Source organism: Streptomyces sp. RLA012, from assembly GCF_056270325.1.
Genome location: NZ_JBWDPA010000002.1, coordinates 3395615 through 3415452, shown reverse-complemented (window position 1 = coordinate 3415452; position 19838 = coordinate 3395615). Strand labels below are relative to the sequence as shown.

Here is a 19838-nt window from a genome sequence, read left to right as displayed (position 1 = left end):
GCCGGCCATCAGAGGGGATACTCCCGGAGTTTGATGCCGGTGGCCGCCTTCTCCGTGAGCCTCTTGAAGAAGCCGGCGAGGAGGCGGGAGCTGAGCAGCCGGTACGCGCGGTCCCGGATACGGATCCGCCGCTCGGTCGGCGGTGCGAAGAACGGCCCCGCGTTGCCGGAGATCTTCTGGCAGCCCTTGGCGAAGTCCCGGATGCGGGTCTCGTACTCGGCGAAGGCGGTGCGGTGGTCACCGTTCGCGAGGGCCAGCTCGCCGGCCAGGACGTGGGCGCCGACGATCGCGACCCCGGTGCCCATGCCACCCATCGTGGCGCCGTAGCCGGCGTCCCCGAGCAGCACCACGCGCCCCTGCGCGAGCCGGTCGACATGGATCTGGGCGATCGCGTCGAAGTACAGTTCGTCGGCCCGCTCCAGGGCCTTCAGGACCCTCGGGGCCTCCCAGCCCATCCCCGTGAACCGCTCCGCCAGGATCCGCTTCTGCGCGGCCACGTCACGCCGGTCGAACTCCAGCCGCTCGGACCGGAAGACGAGCAGCGCGCCCGCCCGGTCCGGATCGCCGTCGTAGTTGCTGACGACGACCGCCCGGCCCGGCTCGCTGTAGAGCCGCGCGGTCCGGTCCAGAGCCAGATCGTTGGGGACGGCGAAGGCCGCCACGTAGTGGTCGAGGAAGCGCAGGTACCGGGACTCCTCCCCGAAGGCCAGGCGACGGGTGAGGGAGTGCAGTCCGTCGGCGCCCACGACGAGGTCGAAACGGCGCGGCGCACCGCGCTCGAAGGTCACGTCGACGCCTTCCGGGGTCTCGGTGAGGGTGGCGATCGACTCTCCGAAGACGTACTCCACCTTGTCCTTGGTGCGCTCGTACATGATCCGGGCCAGCTCGCCGCGGAAGATCTCCACGTCTCCGCTCATCAACTCGGCCGGCAGGTCGACGCGCGGGGCGCCCTCGGCGTCGACGACGGTCTGACGGCCCATGCGCGTCTGGTGGGCGTGGATCTCGTCCCAGATGCCCATGGAGGTCAGGACGGTCCGGTGGACGTGCCCCCGGAAGTCGACCGCGAATCCGCCCGGGCGCGGACCGGGCGCCTTCTCGACGACGGTGACGCGGGCGCCGTAGCGGGCCAGGTCGAGGGCGACGGCGGGGCCCGCGATGCTGGCGCCGGAGACGAGGACGTCGAGGTGGGCGAGCTTCCGCGCCGGGTTCTCCGCCGGGTTCTTCTCCGCCGGGTTCTGTGTCGTGTTCTGTGGCGTGTTCGTTGTCATGGGCAGGAGCTTCGCGGGAGGCGCTGACCGTGCTCCTACCGTTCGCTGACCACGCCCCGGCTACCGGTCGGGGCCGCCGTCCTGGCCGTCGGTGAGCGCCGCCGCCCCGAGCACTCGCCCCTGCTCAAAGGCCTTTTCGTACGCTTCGGAGGACAGCCTTTCGCGGACGACCCGCTCACCGCGTACGGCTTCGGGGTCACCCCGCAGCGCCGTCCCGCGCAGGCCGACGGCGGCGCCCAGGAGGATGGCGGCGCGCTCGGGGGAGTCGGTGAGAGCGGCCAACGCCTCGGCGGACTCGGCGAGTTCGAGCACGCCGGGGCTCTCCGTGGCGACGACGGCGGCCTGTTCCGCCCACTCGCGCGCCTCGTCGAGGCGTCCCTCGGCGGCGGCCGTGCGGCCCAGACCGATGAGGATGCGCGCGATCTCACCGACGCTGAACCAGTTCGCGGCGCAGTCCTCCAGGGCGCTTTCGTAGTGCACGCGCGCGTGGCCGGTGTCTCCCGCGAGCCGAGCGGCGTCGCCCAGGCCCCGCCGGGCCCCCGCCACCTTGTCGGTGAGGCCCACGGTGCGGGCGAGACTCAGGGCCTGGGCGAAGTGGTCCGCGGCCCGGGCCGTTTCGCCCTGGTGCAGCAGCACGGTCGCTCGGGTGCGCAGGAGGTCCGAGGTCTCCTCGGGGGCGGCCAACTCCCTGACGTACGACAGCCCTTCGTCGACCAGTTCGAGAGCGCGCCGGTGTTCCCCGCGCCAGTCGGCGAGCATGCCCAGCGGTTCGAGACAGTTGGCCATGCCCCAGCGGTCCCCGGTCGCGCGGAAGCCCGCCAGGGCGCGCGCGAACGACTCCTCGGACGCCGCCGGACACCCCGCGAACTGCTCCTGGAAGCCGAGGCCGACATCGAGCAGGGCGCGGCCCCACGGGTCGTCCCCGACCTGCGCCCGCACCCGCTCGTTGACGACGGGCTGCGGTCCGCCCGCCACCGACCACAGCACCATGGTGAAGGGCAGCCGCAGGGGACCGCCCAACCGCGCCAGCACGGCGTCCATACGGGACAGGCGCTCCTGATCGGCGGGGTCGTCGCCCGCACCGGAGAGCGCGTTGATCAGGCACAGGACGTACTCCTCGGCGAGGGCCGACGGCGGCTCGGCGTCCAGGGCCGCGAGCAGTTCCCGAGCCGAGGACACATACCCTCCGTGCAGACCGCGCAGCCGCCAGAACCAGGAGAGCCGGGCCATCAGCCGCAGGGCGTTCTCCCGGTCGGTGCGCACGAGATGGCGCAGGGCCGCGTCCAGGTTGCCGTGCTCCGCGGTCAGTCGGTCCAGCCAGGGCAACTGGCCGCCACCGCGCAGGTACGGCTCCGCCAGCTCGGCCAGCCGCAGGAAGTACGAGGCGTGGGCGGTGCGCAGCCGTTCCCGCTCGCCCGTCCGTACGAGGTGCTCGGCGGCGAACGCGCGGATGGTCTGCAGCATCCGGTACCGTCCCTCGGTCACCTCCAGGAACGACTTCTCCACCAGCGAGGCGAGCGGATCCTCCGGATACGGCATCCCGCACACCGCCTCGACCGCCTCCAGGGTCGCGCCTCCGGAGAAGACGGTCAGCCGTCGCGCCAGCTCCCGCTCCTCCTCGTCCAGCAGCTCCCAGCTCCACTCCACGACGGCACGGAGGGTGCGATGCCGGGGCGCCTTGGTGCGGTCGCCCCGGGACAGCACCCGGAAGCGGTCGTCTCCGGAGCGCGCGATCGGGTTTTCGGTCAGGCGCCCGGTCATGAGCCTGGTCACGTGCTCGGTCACGTGCTCGGTGAGGCGGTCGGCCAGTTCGTCCGGGGTCAGCGTCCGCAGCCGCGCGGCGGCCAGCTCGATCGCCAGCGGCAGCCCGTCCAGCGCCGCGCAGATGTCCGCCACGCGCGCGTGCCCCTCGAAACCGGGCCGGACGGCGGCCGCCCGGTCCAGGAACAGCCGCGCGGCCGGCTCCGGCGGCAGCGGAGGCACCGGGCACAGCACCTCACCGGTGATGCCCAGCGACTCGCGGCTGGTGGCGAGGATGCGTACACCCGGGCAGGAGCCGAGGAGCAGCCCGGCGATCCGTGCCGCGTCTTCGACCAGATGCTCGCAGTTGTCGAGGACGAGCAGCAGTTCGCGGTCCTCCAGAGCAGCGAGGAGCCGCTCCGTGGTGTCCGCCGAGGGGGTGCGGAAGCCCTCGCGCAGACCTAGGGCGGTCAGGAGGGCGTAGGGGAGCTGGGAGGCATCTGTGAGGGGGGCGAGCTCGACCAGGCAAACGCTTGCGCAATCGTTTACGCAATCGTTTACGCGAACGTTTGCGCAAGCGTTTACGCGAGCCTGTGCGTCGGCGTGCGCGACCTCGATCGCCAGGCGGGTCTTGCCGGCGCCGCCCGGTCCGGTGAGGGTGACCAGCCGTTCCTGGGTGAGCAGTGCGCCGATGCGGGCGAGTTCGGTGTCGCGGCCGATGAAGCGGGTCAACCGGGCGGGGAGCCGTCGGCGGGCGGGACCCGCGCCCCGGAGCAGCTCCAGGTGCAGCGCGGACAGTTCGGGTGCGGGGTCGGCGCCCAGTTCGTCGGCGAGGACGCGCCGCGCCTCCTCGTACACCGTCAGCGCCTCGGCGGTCCGGCCGCTCGCGTGCAGAGCGCGCATCAGCTGTCCGTACAGCCGCTCGCCCAGGGGGTGCGCGGCGAGAAGCGCGCGCAGCTCGGGGACGAGTTCGGGGCCGCCGCCGAGTGCGAGGTCCGCGTCGACGCGGTCCTGCAGGGCGGCGAGTCTCAGCTCTTCGAGGCGGGTCACCTGGGCATGTGCGCCGGGGAGGTCGGCGAGGGCCGGGCCGCGCCACAGGGCGAGCGCCTCCCGGAGCACGGCCGCGGCCCGGGAGTGGTCGCCCTGGGCGAGAGCGGCGTGGCCCTCGCGGGTCAGGCGCTCGAAGCGGTGGGCGTCGACGGCGTCGTGCGGGACGGCGATGCGGTAGCCGGTGGGCTCGGCCTCGATCGCGGCGCCGGGACCGAGCCGCTTGCGCAGTCGGGAGATCTGGGACTGGAGGGCGTTGGCGGCCCCGGCCGGTGGCTCGGCACCGTACAGGCCGTCGGTCAGGCGCTCCGTGGAGACGGTCCGGCCCGCGTCCAGGAGGAGCAGGGTGAGCAGCGCGCGCGGGCGGGGGCCGCCGGGGTCCAGGGGGCTGTCGTCCTTGGTGCGGATTTCGAGGGGGCCCAGGATGCCGAAGCGCATTCGGCAGATTCTGGCAGGTCCGGGAAACGGGGGCTACGGACGTGGGGAGGACGGGGCGACAGGGGCGGCCATGCGCGGGGAGGACGGGAAAGACAAAAACCGGCCCACCCTGAGGTGGACCGGTTCTCTGTGCGAACCAGCAGTGGCCGCGCGCTGGCGTTGCGTCAGCGCGAGACCTTGCCGGCCTTGATGCACGAGGTGCAAGCGTTCACGCGCTTCGGCGTCCCGCCGACCACGGTACGGACGCGCTGGATGTTGGGGTTCCAGCGACGCGGCGTACGGCGGTGCGAGTGCGAGATGTTGTTGCCGAAGCCCGGCCCCTTGCCGCAGACGTCGCAGTTGGCAGCCACGGGTCACTCCAAAGACTTCAGATGCACTTACGGTGGATCCCGGCATGCCGGGATCAAGATCTAGGATCTGAGTGGCGGTGCCAGGGGGAAGACCCGATCTGATCGGGCAACTGGAGCAGCATACAACGACTGCGTCCGGAGAACGAAACTACCATGGCTGTTCCGGGGCTCGCCCCGGCCCTCCTCGGGGCCCTCTACCGCCAGTAACCCGTCCTGGGTCTACGCTGCGTCCCACGTCCAGCTGCTCAAGGAGGCGCAGGTGCCGCAGGTGCCGCAGACATTGGATGCTCTCGCGGTGCGCACCTGGTGCGGCCTCGCGCTGGAGGCGCTGGGCCGGGCGCGCGAGGAGATCGACGCCATCAATGTCTACCCGGTGGCCGACGGGGACACAGGGACGAATCTGTATCTGACGGTGGAGTCGGCGGCAGCGGCCGTGGAGGCGGTTTTCGCGGGCTACGCGACCCTGGCCACCGGCCCCGGCCCCCTCACCGCCACAGACGGCACCGCAGCCGCGGAACTCGGGGGCCCCACTCTCGCCGATGCCGTGCGGGCGATGGCGCACGGGGCGCTGATAGGGGCCCGGGGGAACTCCGGGACCATCCTCGCGCAGCTGCTGCGCGGCATGGCGCAGGTACTCACCGCCGACAGTGAGACCGCTCACACGGACGGAAAGGGCCTCCGGCTGGCCCTCCGACAGGCCGCCGACTCCGCACGGGAGGCCGTCGCGCACCCCGTCGAGGGCACCGTTCTCACGGTCGCCGCGGCGGCCGCGGAGGCGGCGGGCGGTGCCGAGGGCGACTGCGGCACGGTCGCCCTCGCGGCGTACGAGGGAGCGCGGGCGGCCCTCGTGGCGACCCCCGGGCAGCTGGCAGTCCTGGAACGCGCCGGTGTGGTCGACGCCGGCGGGCGGGGCCTGCTGGCGGTGCTGGCGGCGCTGGTGGAGACGTTCACCGGGGAGTCCCCGGGCACCGCGTGGGTGGCCGGCGAGGTCCACGTGCGCGTGGACGGCGTGTGCGTGGACGGTGGGCAGGACGACGGGGGGCCGGCCTTCGAGGTCATCTATCTGCTGGAGGCGGAGGACGCGGCCGTGGCGCGGTTGCGGGACCGGCTCGACCGCCTGGGCGATTCGCTGGTCGTGGTCGGCGGGGACGGGCTGTGGAACGTCCATGTGCACACGGACGACGCGGGCGCCGCCGTGGAGGTGGGCGTCGAGGCCGGGCGGCCGTACCGGATCAGGATCACGCACTTCGGGCTCGGCGACGCCCATACCGCCGGTGCGACCGGGCGGCCGCCCCGGGAGCGGGCGCAGCGGGCCGTGGTGGCGGTCGTGCCCGGCGAAGGGCTGGCCGGGCTGTACACCGAGGCCGGTGCGACCACCGTGCTCGCGCGGCCCGGGGAACCGCCCGCCAGCGGGGAGCTCGTCGAGGCCGTACGCCGTGCCCACGCGTGCGAGGTGGTGCTGCTGCCCAATGACGCCGAGCTGCGGCACACCGCGGCGGCGGCCGCCGAGCAGGCCCGTACGGAGGGTGTCCGGGTCGCGCTGATCCCGACCCGCTCCGCGGTCCAGGGCATCGCCGCGCTCGCCGTCCACGAGCCCGAACGCCGCTTCGACGAGGACGTCGTCGCGATGACCTCGGCGGCGGGCGCCACCCGCTACGCCGAGGTCGTTGTCGCCGAGCGCCAGTCCTGGACCATGGCCGGCATCTGCCAGGCCGGCGACGTCCTCGGACTCATCGACGGCGATGTCGCCGTGATCGGCTCCGACATCACCGCCACCGCCGAGAACGTCCTCGACCGCATGCTCGCCGCCGGCGGCGAGATGGTCACCCTCGTCCTCGGCGACGGCGCCCCCGAGTCCATCGCCACCCATCTCGAATCCCGGGTCCGTGAGTCGTACCTGGCGGTCGACACGGTGGCCTATAGCGGCGGACGCCAGGGAGCCCTCCTGCTGATCGGCGTGGAGTAACCACCACAGAACCCGCGCCCCCCAGCCCCACCGGCCGACGGCCGAACGCCTAAGAACGACCGGGGAATCCGGGGCGAGGCCCCGCTGTGAGGGGCGCGGGGAACCACGCGCTCACCCCCACCGGCCGACGGCCGGACAACGACGGGCGACCGGGGAATCCGGGGCGAGGCCCCGTCCTGAGGGGCGCGGGGAACTGCGCGATCAACCCCCACCCACCCGCACCGGACAAACCTGCCCGGGGGGCTGGGGGCGGAGACCCCAGGCAGGGGAGGGGACGGGTAGGGGCGGCGGGGGCGAAAAAACCACCACCCGCGCCCGCCACCACCCCCCGGGCCACTACCGCTGCTTCTCCACCAGCCCCAGCATGTTCTCCGCCTCAGCGCGACGAGCCTCCGCAGTCTTCCCCTCCACCCCCGCGTAGGCGGAAAGCACCGCACGCGCGCGTGCCCCCGCCGCATCGGGACGGAACAGATCGGCCTCCAACCACCCGGCGGCGAGCTCCGCACCGGTACGCGCGTCGAGGACGTCGTCTCCAAGGGACGCGAACACGGAGACGGCCTGGGTGAACTGCGCCAAGGCCTCTTCGAGGACCCCCGGGGCCACGCCCTCCTCCGCGTCCTCCGGCACGGAACGGGCGAGAAGATCACCGAACTGCCGATACGTATGGCCGAGTTCGGCGACAAGCCGCAGACGGGCCTCCACGACCTCCACGACCGCCGAACCCTCCGAACCCTCCGAACCCTCCGAAACGACAGCGACAGCGGCATCGGCAGCGGCATCCGAGTCCGAGCCCTCCGGAGCCCCGGCCGAGGAGGACACTGCCCGAAGCCCCGCCTCGCACTCCCGCACCGCCACCGCCATCAACTTCCGCGCCCCCTCAAGCCCCGCGTCCGTACGCACCGCGCCCCAGGCCCGGGCCCGCAGGGACCGGATCAGACCGTGGACGTTGCCGAGGGCACGCCACAGGTCGCCCGCGCGGGCGTACGCCTGGTCGGCCTGCGCGGGCAGCCCGGCGTGACCGAGCGCCTCGGCGGCGAGATGGGCGAGCATCGCGTGATCGCGCTGCTCGGGCCAGTGCCGGGCGATGTCCGCGGCCCGCAACCAGTGCTCGGCCGCCGCACGGTGTTCGCCGAGCTCGGTGAGACAGTCACCGAGCCACCACCGCGTCTGCACGATCGCACCGTCGCCGTGCATGTCGGTGGTCAGATCGGGCAGCGCCGACTCCAGGATCTCCGCGGCCTCGGCCCACCGCCCCTGACGGAGCAGGAAACCGCCGAGCTGGTGCCGGGCCCAGGCACCGAGCGTGGGCCCCTCGCCGGCCTCGTCGGCCCAGTGCGCGGCCTCCAGGGCGTGTTCTGAAGCGGGCCCGAACTGCCCGCTGGCGCCGAGGACCTCGGCGAGCTGCAGTTGCAGCTGTGCGTGGCCCATCGGCTCCAGGCGAGGCCCTCCGTGCTCCAGGGCCGCGCGCGCGGCCCGCTCGGCGCCCTCGGCGTCGCCCAGGTGCCGGGCGATCCCGGCGAGACGGGACTCGTACTCCACGGCGAACCACGGCAGCCCGGCCGCAACGAACGCCTCCGCGGCCCGCGCGAGCAGTTCCGCGGCGGCCTCGGCGTCCCCGGCGTGCGCCGCCAGCTCCCCGAGCATCGCCTGCGCCTCGGCGGCCCGCGAGGCCATCCGCACGTCCGAGATGTGCGGCTCGGTGAGTGCGAGCAGCTCCCGCACGGCCGCTTCGGCGGCGGCCACCACATCGTCCCCGGCCCCACGCGCATCCGCGGCTGCGGAACCCGTCGTCTCCGAACCCGTCGTCTCCGAACCCGTCGTCTCCGAAGACGTGGCTTCCGAAGTCGTCCTCTCCGAAGCCGTTGCCCCCGACTCGTCCTCGTCCGCACCCTCCTGGACCAGTTGCATCAGGATCCGAGCCCGTCCCACCAGCACGGACGCCGCCTGCGACGCCCCCGTCCCGCCGTCCTCGAAGAGCGCGAGCACTCCCTCGTACAGCTCCGAGACGGCTACCAGCGCCTCCTCGGCCCCGCCGGTGAGGGCGAGGACGTACGCGGCGCGGGCACGGGCCGCGAGCGCCTCTCCGGGGTCGCCCGCCTCGGCGTACAACCCGGCCGCCACGTGGAACAGCTCCATGCCCTCCGGACCGCGCTCCATGGCCGCGTGGTCCGCGATCTCCGCGCGATCGCGGATGTCCAGCTCCTGCCCCTCGGCGGCCCGCGAGACCGCCGCCCAGGCCTCGACGGCCTCCGGACTGCGGGTCTGCGACAGCCGCCGGGCCTCGGCGAGCAACGCCGACAGGTCCGACGGAGCCGAACCGGCGGCCGACTCCGCGCCGGCGCCCGACCGTCGCGCCGAACCCGCGGTGGCGGCCGAAGCCTCGACAGCACCTGACCCCGGCGTCGGCACCTGTCGCGCGGACCGCACCCCGAGCGGCAACCGCTCCACCAACGGCCGCCGGTCCATCCGCGCCCGCGCCCGCTCACTCACGTATGAGGTGCCGTTGCGCGCGTCGAAACGCGCAGCCAGCGAAAAGGCCTCCCCGCGCGCGTGGACGGCGAGTTCGCTCGCGGTCCACGCCCGTCCGGCCGGTCCCGGCACCGGCTGATCGCCGAGACCGAGCTCCGTCAGGCGGTCCATGAGCAGGGCCGTCACGGCCATGAAGTCGAGCTTGCTGCGCGGATCCCCGGAGTCCGTGAAGTAGGCGGGCCGCTCGGCGAGCAGCTCCAGGGCGCGCGCCTCGTTGCCGGAGAGCGCGCAGAACTCCACATGGTCCGCGTACGCGCCGCGCATGCTCTCCATGGGGCGGACCAGCCGGAAGCCCCGCAGATGATGCGCGCGGGCCTCGTCCGGACGCCCCAGGCGCAGCAGGGGGACCAGGGAGGACGCCAGGACGGTGTGCGGCTCGTGGGCGCAGGCGTACTCGCCCTCCAGGACCGGGCGCCACAGCTCCAGCGCCTCCGCGTCGGCGTCGCGCACGGCCTGCCACCACCCCTGGCTGTGCAGTTCGCACGCGTGGCAGTCGGCCATGGTGTCCCGGTCGGCGGCCAGCCAGGCGGTGTACGCCCGCTCGGCGCGCTCCAGGTCGCCCAGATGGGCGGCGACGCTGAACTCGGCGCCGCGCACGGCCCGTTCGGAGTGACCGGCCAGCCGGTAGCGGTGCTCCATCTCGCCGAGCCACTTCTCTATGGAGGCGAGCGGAATGTGCGGCTGGTCCAGCATGCCGGCCGACATCCACTTGAAGACCCAGTGCAGGGAGTGGGTCTCGTACTCGTCGAAGTCCTCGGGCCGCTCGTCCCACATGCGCAGCAGGCGCGCGAAGGGGACGAACATCTTGTCCTTCTCGGAGCTGTAGTTGTAGACCTTCAGCTGGTGTCCGAGCGCCTCGATCACGGCGAGCGGGATGCTCAGCTTCTCGGCCTCCGTGAGCAGCTGCTCCGCGCGCGCGTTGCGGGCGGGCCCCTCCGGCTGCTCGTAGTTGTCCGCCATCGCCTGGCGCAGCGTGTCGAAGTCCATGTCCATGGCCCGGCTCATCGGCGGTCGTCCTTTCCGGGCTCGGCGTGCGTGGCCCATTCCAGGAGGCCTATGAACGCGCGGTTCAGGAGCGCGGAGTCGGTGGGCCGCAGGGGGCGCTGCGCCATCAGGAGGGCCTGTCCGTAGAGGGACTCGGTGGCGGTGCCTATCAGCTCCGGGTCCTTGAGCGAACTGATCCTCCGGATCAGCGGGTTGAGGTGGTTGAGCACCAGGCGCGCGCGTGGGGCGCTGCCGCGCAGCGAGCCGAGGATGCCCGCCCAGAGGTCGTCGGCCTGCTCCTGGGCCTCCGCGCGGGCCTGCTCGTGGCGGGCCGCCCGGTCGTCCAGGTGCAGGGCCGGGACGGAGAGCGGGTGGAAGGCGCGCAGCACCACGTCGCAGCCCAGGGGGTCGAGTGTGGCCCGTGCGGCCATCAGGAAGCCCGAGAGGGCCAGTTCCTCGGCCGGGTCGACCGCGTCCAGGTGCGCCGTCACGGTGTCGGCGTCCAGCTCCGACACGACCGTCCCGGGGCGCACGGACGGCAGCGCCTCGACCAGCTCGCTGTCGTACGTGTAGCCGCCGTTGACGACGCCGATGCCCTGCGCGGAGGCGATGGGCGCGACCTGCCGGTACTCCTCCACGGTCCGGGTGAAGTGCACCACCGGGTGGCGCTGCGCGAACTCCTCCAGGGACAGCCGTCCGTCGGTCGTCTCGAAGGGCAGCCACGGCAGCATCGTGCGCAGCATCTCGCTGTCGTGCCGTGCCAGGGACTTCACGCCCAGGTGGTGGACGGACAGGAAGGCCGCCAGACGCTCCGGGTCGCCCGCCGCGAGCCCCGTCAGCCAGGACCGGATGCGTTCGCCCAGGGCTTCGCGTACGGCCGCCAGGGTCTCGTCCTCGTACAGCGACTCGCGTGACGCGGTGGGCCGCAGGCTGTCCGTGTCCAGGACACAGCGCACGAAGAACGCCCAGTCGGGCAGCAGCTGTTCGGCCCGCTCGGTGAGCAGCATGCCCTTCAGGTGCACCCGGTGGCTCGCGCGCTGGGCCGGGCTGACCGAGGAGGGCAGGACGTACGCCACGCCCCGGACTCCGGCGAGCGGCACGTTCAGGTCGATCGAGTCCAGCGGTGTGAAGCCGAACAGGTCCTGGCAGTGGCGGGCCAGGGCGACCCTTCGGGTGGCGGGGCTCGGGTACGCGCGGTCCCAGGGCGCCGGAAGGTCCGCGATCGCCTCGTCGCCGATACGGACGTCGTACGGCAGCAGCGAGCCGAAGTCCCGGGCCAGGGAGCGGACCCGCTCCTCGGTGAGCCATTCGCCGGCTCCGGCGCGCGCCACCAGGTACACGGTGGTGCCCGGTTCGGTGCGGGCCTCGTGCGGCAGCGTCCGGACGGTGTACGAGCCGTCGTCGGTCGCCGTCCACTCCACGGGCGCAGCGTCGGGCGTGCGCGCGCTGCGGCTGACGACCCGGATGCGTTCGGCGACCACGAAACACGCCAGCAACCCGATGCCGAACTGTCCGAGGAAGTCCGAGCGCGCCGCCTGCAGGCCGGCGTCCCGCTTGGAGCTGCGGCCGATCGTCGCGAGCAGGCTGTGCACGTCCGACTCGGTGAGACCGACACCGGAGTCCTCCACGCGCAGGGTGCCGCTCTCGGCGTGCAGGCGCACGGTGGCCGGGGCGTCGGGCTGCTCGGCCCGCCGCGCGGTGATCGCGTCCACGGCGTTCTGCAGCAGCTCGCGCAGATACACCTTGGGACTGGAGTAGAGGTGATGGGAGAGCAGGTCCACCAAACCGCGCAGGTCGACCTGGAACGAGTGAGGTGACTGGGATGCCTGTGATGGCTGTGAGGTCTGGGAGTCCATCGTCGCTGCGCCGTCGGGTGGGAGACGTGCGACGGCGCGGGGTCGGGCGGTCCCGGGGGACGGTGACCGCGATGAGGGCCGGAGCGCGTCATCCTAGGCCCGGAACGAGCCGCCTGACCAGCGGATTTCCAAGACGTATACGGCAATGTCAGTGCTGTGGTGTGCAATGGATCTCGTGCCCGCGCTCGATGAACCACTGAAGAAGGTGCTCGGTCCCCCCACCGCGAAGGTGATGGCCGAGCACCTCGGCCTGCACACCGTCGGCGATCTGCTGCACCACTATCCGCGCAGATACGAGGAGCGCGGGCAGCTCACCCACCTCGCCGACCTGCCCATGGACGAGCATGTGACGGTGGTGGCCCAGGTGGCCGACGCGCGTCTGCTCACCTTCGCCTCGTCCAAGGCGCCCAGGGGCAAGGGCCAGCGACTCGAAGTGACCATCACGGACGGCAGCGGCCGCCTCCAGCTGGTCTTCTTCGGCAACGGTGTGCACAAGCCCCACAAGGACCTGCTGCCCGGCACGCGCGCGATGTTCTCGGGCAAGGTCTCCGTCTTCAACCACCGCCTCCAGCTCGCCCATCCCGCGTACGAGCCGCTGCGCGGCGACAGCGACGAGGCGACCGAGACCGTCGACTCCTGGGCGGGTGCGCTGATCCCGATCTACCCGGCCACCGCCAAGCTGGAGTCCTGGAAGATCGCCAAGTCCGTCCAGACGGTGCTGCTGAGCGCCCAGGAGGCCGTCGACCCCCTTCCGGACTCCCTCCGGGACGGCCGCGGCCTGGTCCCCCTCCCCGAGGCCCTCCTGAAGATCCACCGCCCGCACACCAAGGCGGACATTCTTGACGCCCGGGCCCGCCTCAAGTGGGACGAGGCGTTCGTCCTCCAGGTCGCCCTGGCCCGCCGCCGCCACGCCGACGCCCAACTCCCGGCGGTGGCCCGCACCCCCCAGCCGGACGGCCTCCTCACGGGCTTCGACGCCAAGTTGCCCTTCACTCTCACCGAGGGCCAGCAGAAGGTCACCAAGGAGATCTTCGACGACCTCGCCACCGAACACCCGATGCACCGGCTGCTCCAGGGAGAGGTGGGTTCCGGCAAGGCTCAACCCCTCGATTCCCTGGTGCTGACTCCGACGGGATACCGGCCCATGGGTGAGATGACCGTGGGCGACATCGTCGTAGTGCCCACCGGCGAACTCGCGCCGGTGGACGGAGTCTTCCCGCAGGGCGAGCGCGATGTGTGGCGGATCGTGCTGTCCGACGGCAGCTCCGTCGAGTGCGACGACGAGCACCTGTGGATCGTGGGTACCAGCGGCGCCCGGGACCGGGAGCAGCCGCCCAAGGTGATGTCGACACGGCAGATCAGACTGGATACGCACAAGGCGAACGGATCTTCGAAGTGGTACATCCCGCAGGCCACTCCGGTCGACCTCCGGGGTGACGCCGAGCCGCCGCTGGATCCCTATCTTCTCGGTCTGCTTCTGGGCGACGGCTCGTTCCGGCACGATCTGCGGCTGTCGACGACGGACGATGACGTCCGAGAGGCGGTCGCTGCCGCTGTGGCCCCTGAGTGCACGCTCGTACCCGTGCCCGGTTCCAGGCGCGACCACACCGTCCATCCGGCCGGGCCCGAGGACGGAGGGCGAAGGAATCCGCTGATCAGCGCGCTCCGCTCGCTCGGGCTCTGGGGCGTCGCGGCGCACGACAAGTTCGTCCCCTCGGAGTTCAAGAACACGACGATCAAGAATCGTCTGTCTCTTCTGCAGGGCCTCATGGACACCGACGGCACGGTCGAGTCCAGCGGCCTCGCCGCGTCGTTCCGCTCCGCTTCCGGGCAATTGGCCGAAGATGTCGCCTGGCTGGTGCGGTCCCTCGGCGGCCTGGCGCGGGTGGCGCCGGAGCCAGAGCCGGAGAAGGAGGCCTACACGGTCTCGGTCGCACTGCCTGACATGTATGTGCCCTTCAGGCTGTCGCGCAAGGCGGCGTCCATGCGACCGCGACCGGAATACGACACCTTCCGGCGAGGAATCCGGGCCGTGGAGTACGTCGGCAGGAAGCCGGTGCAGTGCATCAGCGTGGCTCATCCCGATCACGCCTATGTGACCGACCACTTCACGGTGACGCACAACACGATGGTCGCCCTGCGCGCCATGCTCGCCGTGGTCGACGCGGGCGGGCAGGCCGCGATGCTCGCGCCCACCGAAGTGCTCGCCCAGCAGCACCACCGGTCGATCACCGAGATGATGGGCGAGCTGGCCGAGGGCGGCATGCTCGGCGGGGCCGAGCACTCCACCAAGGTCGTGCTGCTCACCGGTTCCATGGGGGCGGCGGCGCGGCGGCAGGCGCTGCTCGATCTGGTCACCGGGGAGGCCGGGATCGTGATCGGCACGCACGCGCTGATCGAGGACAAGGTCCAGTTCCACGACCTGGGCCTGGTCGTGGTCGACGAACAGCACCGCTTCGGTGTCGAGCAGCGCGACGCCTTGCGCGGCAAGGGCAAGCAGCCCCCGCACCTCCTGGTGATGACCGCCACGCCCATTCCGCGCACGGTCGCGATGACCGTCTTCGGCGACCTGGAGACCTCGGTCCTCGACCAGCTCCCCGCCGGGCGCTCGCCCATCGCCAGCCATGTCGTTCCGGCGGCCGACAAACCCCACTTCCTCGCCCGCGCGTGGGAGCGCGTGCGCGAAGAGGTGGAGAACGGCCATCAGGCGTATGTCGTCTGCCCCCGCATCGGCGACGACGTCGACGAACCGGCCGATGCCAAGAAGGCCAAGAAGGAGTCCCCCGAGGACGAGGCCGAGAAGCGACCGCCCCTCGCCGTCCTCGCCGTCGCCGACCAGCTCGCCAACGGCCCCCTCCAAGGGCTCAAGGTCGAAGTCCTGCACGGCCGGATGCAGCCCGACGACAAGGACGCCGTGATGCGCCGCTTCGCCGCGGGCGAGACGGACGTCCTGGTCGCGACCACCGTGATCGAGGTCGGGGTGAACGTGCCGAATGCCACCGCCATGGTGATCATGGACGCCGACCGCTTCGGCGTGTCCCAGCTCCACCAGCTGCGCGGCCGCGTCGGCCGTGGCTCCGCAGCCGGGCTGTGCCTCCTGGTCAGCGAGATGCCGGAGGCGAGCCCGGCCCGCCAGCGGCTGAACGCGGTGGCCGCCACCCTCGACGGCTTCGAGCTCTCCCGCATCGACCTCGAACAGCGCCGTGAGGGCGACGTCCTCGGCCAGGCCCAGTCCGGCGTCCGCTCCTCGCTGCGCATGCTCGCCGTCATCGAGGACGAGGAGATCATCGCCGAGGCCCGCGAGGAGGCCGCCGCGGTCGTCGCCGCCGACCCCGAGCTCACCGGGCTCCCCGGCCTGCGCACGGCCCTGGAGGCCCTTCTCGACGAGGAGCGCGAGCAGTACCTGGACAAGGGCTGAGAGGCAGTACCTGGACAAGGGCTGAGAGACTGACTCCGACACACCCCCGGCGCAAAGGACCCTCATGACCCGCGTGATCGCCGGCCAGGCCGGCGGACGCCGTCTGGCCGTCCCGCCGGGCACCGGCACCCGCCCCACCTCCGACCGGGCGCGCGAGGGACTCTTCTCCACCTGGCAGTCCCTGCTCGGCGGCCCGCTGCGGGGCGAGCGCGTGCTCGATCTCTACGCGGGATCGGGCGCCGTCGGCCTGGAGGCGCTCAGCCGCGGCGCCGGACACGCCCTCCTCGTCGAGGCCGACGCCCGCGCGGCCCGGATCGTCCGCGAGAACGTGAAGTCGCTGGGCCTGCCCGGCGCCGAGGTCAGACCGGGCAAAGCGGAGCAGATCATCCAAGGGGCGGCCCCGACGAATCCGTACGATCTGGTCTTCCTCGACCCGCCGTACGCCGTCTCGGACGACGATCTTCGGGAGATTCTGCTCACACTCCGGACGCAGGGCTGGCTCGCGGACGAAGCGCTCGTCACCGTGGAGCGCAGCACCAGAGGCGGCGAATTCGGCTGGCCCGACGGTTTCGACGCCATCAGGGCCCGTCGTTACGGCGAGGGGACGTTTTGGTACGGTCGCGCCGCCTCTACGTGCGAAGACGCACGATGACCGGACCGGAGAGCGAGGGACCACAGTTGCGCCGCGCCGTCTGTCCAGGGTCATTCGACCCCATCACCAATGGACACCTCGACATCATCGCCCGCGCCTCCAGGCTGTACGACGTCGTGCACGTCGTGGTGATGATCAATCAGTCGAAGCAGGGCCTGTTCACCGTCGACGAGCGGATCGACCTGATCCGCGAGGTCACCGCCGAGTACGGCAACATCCAGGTCGAGGCCTACCACGGCCTCCTCGTCGACTTCTGCAAGCAGCGCGACATCCCCGCCATCGTGAAGGGTCTGCGGGCGGTCAGCGACTTCGACTACGAACTCCAGATGGCCCAGATGAACAACGGCCTCTCGGGCGTCGAAACGCTGTTCATCCCGACCAGCCCCACCTACAGCTTCCTCTCCTCCTCGCTCGTGAAGGAGGTCGCGCAGTGGGGCGGTGACATCTCCCACCTGGTGCCGGAGGTGGTCCTGGAGGCCCTCCAGGGGCGGCTCGGAAAGAGCTGAGCGCCTGACAGCGCGTCACCCGGTGTCGGGCGGGGCGGGAGTGGTCGTACAGTCGACCCGTCCGTCTCCATCACAGCTGTAGAGAGTGGCGAGCACACGGTGGACGTGCAGAAGAAGCTCGATGAGATCGTCGCGGCGGTCGGCAGCGCCCGTTCGATGCCCATGTCGGCCTCGTGCGTGGTCAACCGCGCCGACCTCCTCTCGATGCTCGAAGAGGTGCGCCAGGCGCTGCCCGGCTCCCTCGCCCAGGCCGAGGAGCTCATCGGCGGCCGCGAGCAGATGGTCGAGCAGGCCCGTATGGAGGCCGAGCGGATCATCGAGTCCGCGCACGCCGAGCGAGGCTCCCTGATCTCCGACACCGAGGTCGCCCGCCGCTCCCAGAACGAGGCCGACCGCATCCTCGCCGAGGCCCGTCAGGAGGCCGAGGAGGTCCGCGCCGAGGCCGACGACTACGTCGACTCCAAGCTCGCCAACTTCGAGGTCGTCCTCACCAAGACCCTGGGCTCGGTCGGCCGCGGCCGCGAGAAGCTCCTCGGTACCGGCCCCGGCACCGACGAGCAGGGCTACGAGGACGAGGACGCCCCCGAGCGCAGCCACGACCCCGAGACCCTGCGCCGCAACGCCGACGAATACGTCGACGTGAAGCTCGGTGCCTTCGAGGCCGTCCTCGCCAAGACCCTGGAGGCCGTCGGCCGCGGCCGGCAGAAGCTGCACGGCCGGATCGCCAGCGACGACCTGGGCGAACTGGGCACCTTCGCGGACGACGGGACGTCCGGCCTGCACACCAGCGACGCCGACTACCTGGCCGGCCTCGCCGATGTCCCGGACGCCCCCGAGCGGCCCACCCAGACCTCCGAGGCGCCGGCCCAGGAGGCCCAGCCGGCCTACGCACAGCAGCAGGACGCCTACGCGTACCAGCAGCAGGCCGACCCCTACGGCTATCAGCAGCCGTACGCCCAGCAGGACGCGTACGGCTACCAGCAGGCCGACCCGTACGCCGCCTACCCGCAGCAGCAGGGCTACGACCAGCAGGCGACGTACGACCAGAGCGGGCAGCAGGCCTATCCGCAGCAGCAGACGGGGGCCCTGGACCCGATGGCGAACGCGCTGGACGAGACCAGCCTCTTCGACACCACCATGATCAGCGCCGAGCAGTTGCGGGCGTACGAACAGGGCCGCTGACCCCGGACGGTCATCCGACGGGCACCTGATGGGTACCCGATGGGCACCGGATTGGGCCGAGAGCGAAAGGTCCAGTATCCTGGCTCTTCGGTCGCGTGTACGTCCGCGATCAACGCTGCCCACGGAACACCAGGGGTGGCATCCCCTTGAGCTTCGAAGATCGAAAGCAGGAATGGCTCTGAACACCCGCCTCGACCACCGCAACCCTCTCGTGTTCGACACACACGAGCTGGGGCGGCGTCCTGGTGCGCTGCAGCGCCTGACCCGCACGATCGACGCCCCCAAGGATCTCGGGATCCAAGGAGTTATCGGAGTGCCGGAAGGCGCCCCGGTGGAGCTTGAACTCCGCCTTGAGTCGGTCATGGAAGGTGTGCTTGTCACAGGCACCGTCCGTGCACGCGCCAAGGGGGAGTGCGTAAGGTGTCTGGAGCCGCTTGAGCAGCAGCTCGAAGCGGATTTCCAGGAGATGTTCTCGTACCCTGACGCCGACGGCCGGGGCCGCCCCAAGGCGGAGCCGGCCGACGACGCCGAGGAATCCGCAGAAAACGAGGACACGCTCTTCATCGAGGACGGCCTGTTCGACCTCGAACCCGTGCTGCGTGATGCGGTGGTGCTCGCACTGCCGATGCAGCCGGTGTGCCAGGACGACTGCCCCGGCCTGTGCTCCGAATGCGGAGCGCGGCTTGCGGACGACCCGGACCACCACCATGACGCCGTCGACATCCGTTGGGCGGCACTGCAGGGACTCGCCGGTTCACTCGAAGATGGCGAGAAGGACGAGTTGGGCGGCGGCGCGCTTCCATCAGCGCACGCCGACGAGAAGCAGGAGAAGTAGCCGTGGCTGTTCCGAAGCGGAAGATGTCGCGCAGCAACACGCGCCACCGCCGGTCGCAGTGGAAGGCTGCGGTCCCCACCCTGGTTGCGTGCGAGCGCTGCCACGAGCCCAAGCTGCAGCACATCGCGTGCCCTGCTTGTGGCACCTACAACAAGCGCCAGGTCCTCGAGGTCTGAGCGGCTGGTGAGAGGTCTGATGTCTGACGCCAAGGCGGACCCAAACGCCAAGAAAAAGGCGGAGAACACAGCCTCGTCCCACACGCTTCTGGAAGGGCGGCTCGGGTACAAGCTCGAGTCCGCCCTTCTGGTGCGTGCGCTGACCCACCGTTCCTACGCGTACGAGAACGGCGGTCTGCCGACCAACGAGCGTCTGGAGTTCCTCGGGGACTCCGTACTCGGCCTCGTGGTCACGGACACGCTGTACCGCACCCACCCCGACCTGCCCGAAGGCCAACTGGCCAAGTTGCGGGCCGCGGTGGTCAACTCGCGTGCGCTGGCGGAAGTGGGCCGCGGCCTCGAACTCGGCTCCTTCATCCGGCTCGGCCGGGGCGAGGAAGGCACGGGAGGCCGGGACAAGGCATCCATCCTCGCCGACACCCTTGAAGCGGTGATCGGCGCGGTCTATCTCGATCAAGGTCTGGACGCGGCGGGCGAGCTCGTCCACCGGCTCTTCGACCCACTGATCGAGAAGTCCTCGAATCTGGGAGCGGGCCTGGACTGGAAGACCAGTCTCCAGGAACTCACCGCGACCGAGGGGCTCGGCGTTCCCGAGTACCTGGTCTCGGAGACCGGCCCGGACCACGAGAAGACCTTTACTGCTGCCGCCCGCGTCGGAGGCGTCTCGTACGGCACCGGCACCGGCCGCAGCAAGAAGGAGGCGGAGCAGCAGGCCGCGGAGTCCGCGTGGCGTGCCATCCGCTCCGCCGCGGACGAACGCGCGAAGTCGGCCGAGGCCGCCGAGGAAGCGGCGCAAGCCGCCGAACCGGCGACCGAGGTCACCGAGGGGACCACCGACGCCCCCTCGGCTCCGACGAGCGACTCGGCCACGGCCTGATTCCTTCGTAAACA

12 protein-coding genes and 1 pseudogene are annotated in these 19838 nt (G+C 71.6%); 8 read left to right on the top strand and 5 right to left on the bottom strand.

The window, feature by feature from the left end; all coding sequences use genetic code 11:
• Window positions 1–8: 8 nt before the first annotated feature.
• The 3 genes from RV986_RS15420 to rpmB form a co-directional block, all read right to left on the bottom strand.
• Window positions 9–1268 carry an FAD-dependent monooxygenase gene (locus RV986_RS15420; RefSeq protein WP_475917955.1) on the bottom strand — a complete coding sequence of 420 codons (1260 nt, stop codon included), beginning with the start codon at window positions 1266–1268 and terminating at the stop codon, window positions 9–11.
• A 60-nt stretch (window positions 1269–1328) separates the two neighbouring features.
• Window positions 1329–4493, bottom strand: coding sequence for an AfsR/SARP family transcriptional regulator (locus RV986_RS15415; protein WP_475917954.1), 3165 nt, complete (start codon window positions 4491–4493; stop codon window positions 1329–1331).
• A 164-nt stretch (window positions 4494–4657) separates the two neighbouring features.
• Complete coding sequence (gene rpmB / locus RV986_RS15410) at window positions 4658–4843, bottom strand: 50S ribosomal protein L28 (RefSeq protein WP_004924906.1); 186 nt, start codon at window positions 4841–4843, stop codon at window positions 4658–4660.
• A 259-nt stretch (window positions 4844–5102) separates the two neighbouring features.
• Between rpmB and RV986_RS15405 the strand changes: the two genes are divergently transcribed.
• Window positions 5103–6809, top strand: a complete 1707-nt coding sequence (locus RV986_RS15405; RefSeq protein ID WP_475917953.1) for a DAK2 domain-containing protein — start codon at window positions 5103–5105, stop codon at window positions 6807–6809.
• Window positions 6810–7145: 336 nt separating this feature from the next.
• On the opposite strand, the gene RV986_RS15400 is transcribed toward RV986_RS15405, so the two are convergent.
• Entirely contained in the window at window positions 7146–10343 is a 3198-nt protein-coding gene (locus RV986_RS15400) for a tetratricopeptide repeat protein (RefSeq protein ID WP_475917952.1), read from the bottom strand.
• Window positions 10340–12178, bottom strand: a complete 1839-nt coding sequence (locus RV986_RS15395; RefSeq protein ID WP_475917951.1) for an HSP90 family protein — start codon at window positions 12176–12178, stop codon at window positions 10340–10342. The genes RV986_RS15400 and RV986_RS15395 overlap by 4 nt, the downstream gene beginning before the upstream one ends.
• A 166-nt stretch (window positions 12179–12344) precedes the next feature.
• Here RV986_RS15395 and RV986_RS15390 point away from each other — a divergent pair, with 166 nt between their 5' ends.
• The 7 genes and pseudogenes from RV986_RS15390 to rnc all read left to right on the top strand — a co-directional run bounded on the left by RV986_RS15390 (window position 12345) and on the right by rnc (window position 19824).
• Window positions 12345–15596: a helicase-related protein gene (locus RV986_RS15390; RefSeq protein ID WP_475917950.1), complete on the top strand. Its 3252-nt coding sequence runs from the start codon at window positions 12345–12347 to the stop codon at window positions 15594–15596.
• Window positions 15597–15657: 61 nt separating this feature from the next.
• Window positions 15658–16248 (top strand): annotated as a pseudogene (gene rsmD / locus RV986_RS15385) (16S rRNA (guanine(966)-N(2))-methyltransferase RsmD); the annotation flags it as partial.
• Complete coding sequence (gene coaD / locus RV986_RS15380) at window positions 16245–16754, top strand: pantetheine-phosphate adenylyltransferase (protein ID WP_475917949.1); 510 nt, start codon at window positions 16245–16247, stop codon at window positions 16752–16754. The pseudogene rsmD and the gene coaD, both read left to right, overlap by 4 nt.
• Before the next feature lie 99 nt (window positions 16755–16853).
• Complete coding sequence (locus tag RV986_RS15375; protein ID WP_475917948.1) at window positions 16854–17936, top strand: ATP synthase F0 subunit B; 1083 nt, start codon at window positions 16854–16856, stop codon at window positions 17934–17936.
• A 172-nt stretch (window positions 17937–18108) separates the two neighbouring features.
• Window positions 18109–18771 carry a YceD family protein gene (locus RV986_RS15370; RefSeq protein WP_475917947.1) on the top strand — a complete coding sequence of 221 codons (663 nt, stop codon included), beginning with the start codon at window positions 18109–18111 and terminating at the stop codon, window positions 18769–18771.
• Between the two features lie 2 nt (window positions 18772–18773).
• Entirely contained in the window at window positions 18774–18947 is a 174-nt protein-coding gene (rpmF, locus tag RV986_RS15365) for a 50S ribosomal protein L32 (protein ID WP_006139588.1), read from the top strand.
• 19 nt (window positions 18948–18966) lie between these two features.
• A complete protein-coding gene (gene rnc, locus RV986_RS15360; protein ID WP_475917946.1) occupies window positions 18967–19824 on the top strand; it encodes a ribonuclease III in 858 nt (285 codons plus the stop codon).
• Window positions 19825–19838: the final 14 nt, after the last annotated feature.

Excerpts from the sequence above, each read along its gene's own strand:
- RV986_RS15370 (WP_475917947.1), top strand. The coding sequence starts at position 18,109 with ATGGCTCTGAACACCCGCCTCGACCACCGCAACCCTCTCGTGTTCGAC.
- RV986_RS15420 (WP_475917955.1), bottom strand. The coding sequence starts at position 1,268 with ATGACAACGAACACGCCACAGAACACGACACAGAACCCGGCGGAGAAG.
- RV986_RS15400 (WP_475917952.1), bottom strand. The coding sequence starts at position 10,343 with ATGAGCCGGGCCATGGACATGGACTTCGACACGCTGCGCCAGGCGATG.
- coaD (WP_475917949.1), top strand. The coding sequence starts at position 16,245 with ATGACCGGACCGGAGAGCGAGGGACCACAGTTGCGCCGCGCCGTCTGT.
- RV986_RS15390 (WP_475917950.1), top strand. The coding sequence starts at position 12,345 with ATGGATCTCGTGCCCGCGCTCGATGAACCACTGAAGAAGGTGCTCGGT.
- rnc (WP_475917946.1), top strand. The coding sequence starts at position 18,967 with ATGTCTGACGCCAAGGCGGACCCAAACGCCAAGAAAAAGGCGGAGAAC.
- RV986_RS15415 (WP_475917954.1), bottom strand. The coding sequence starts at position 4,493 with ATGCGCTTCGGCATCCTGGGCCCCCTCGAAATCCGCACCAAGGACGAC.
- RV986_RS15395 (WP_475917951.1), bottom strand. The coding sequence starts at position 12,178 with ATGGACTCCCAGACCTCACAGCCATCACAGGCATCCCAGTCACCTCAC.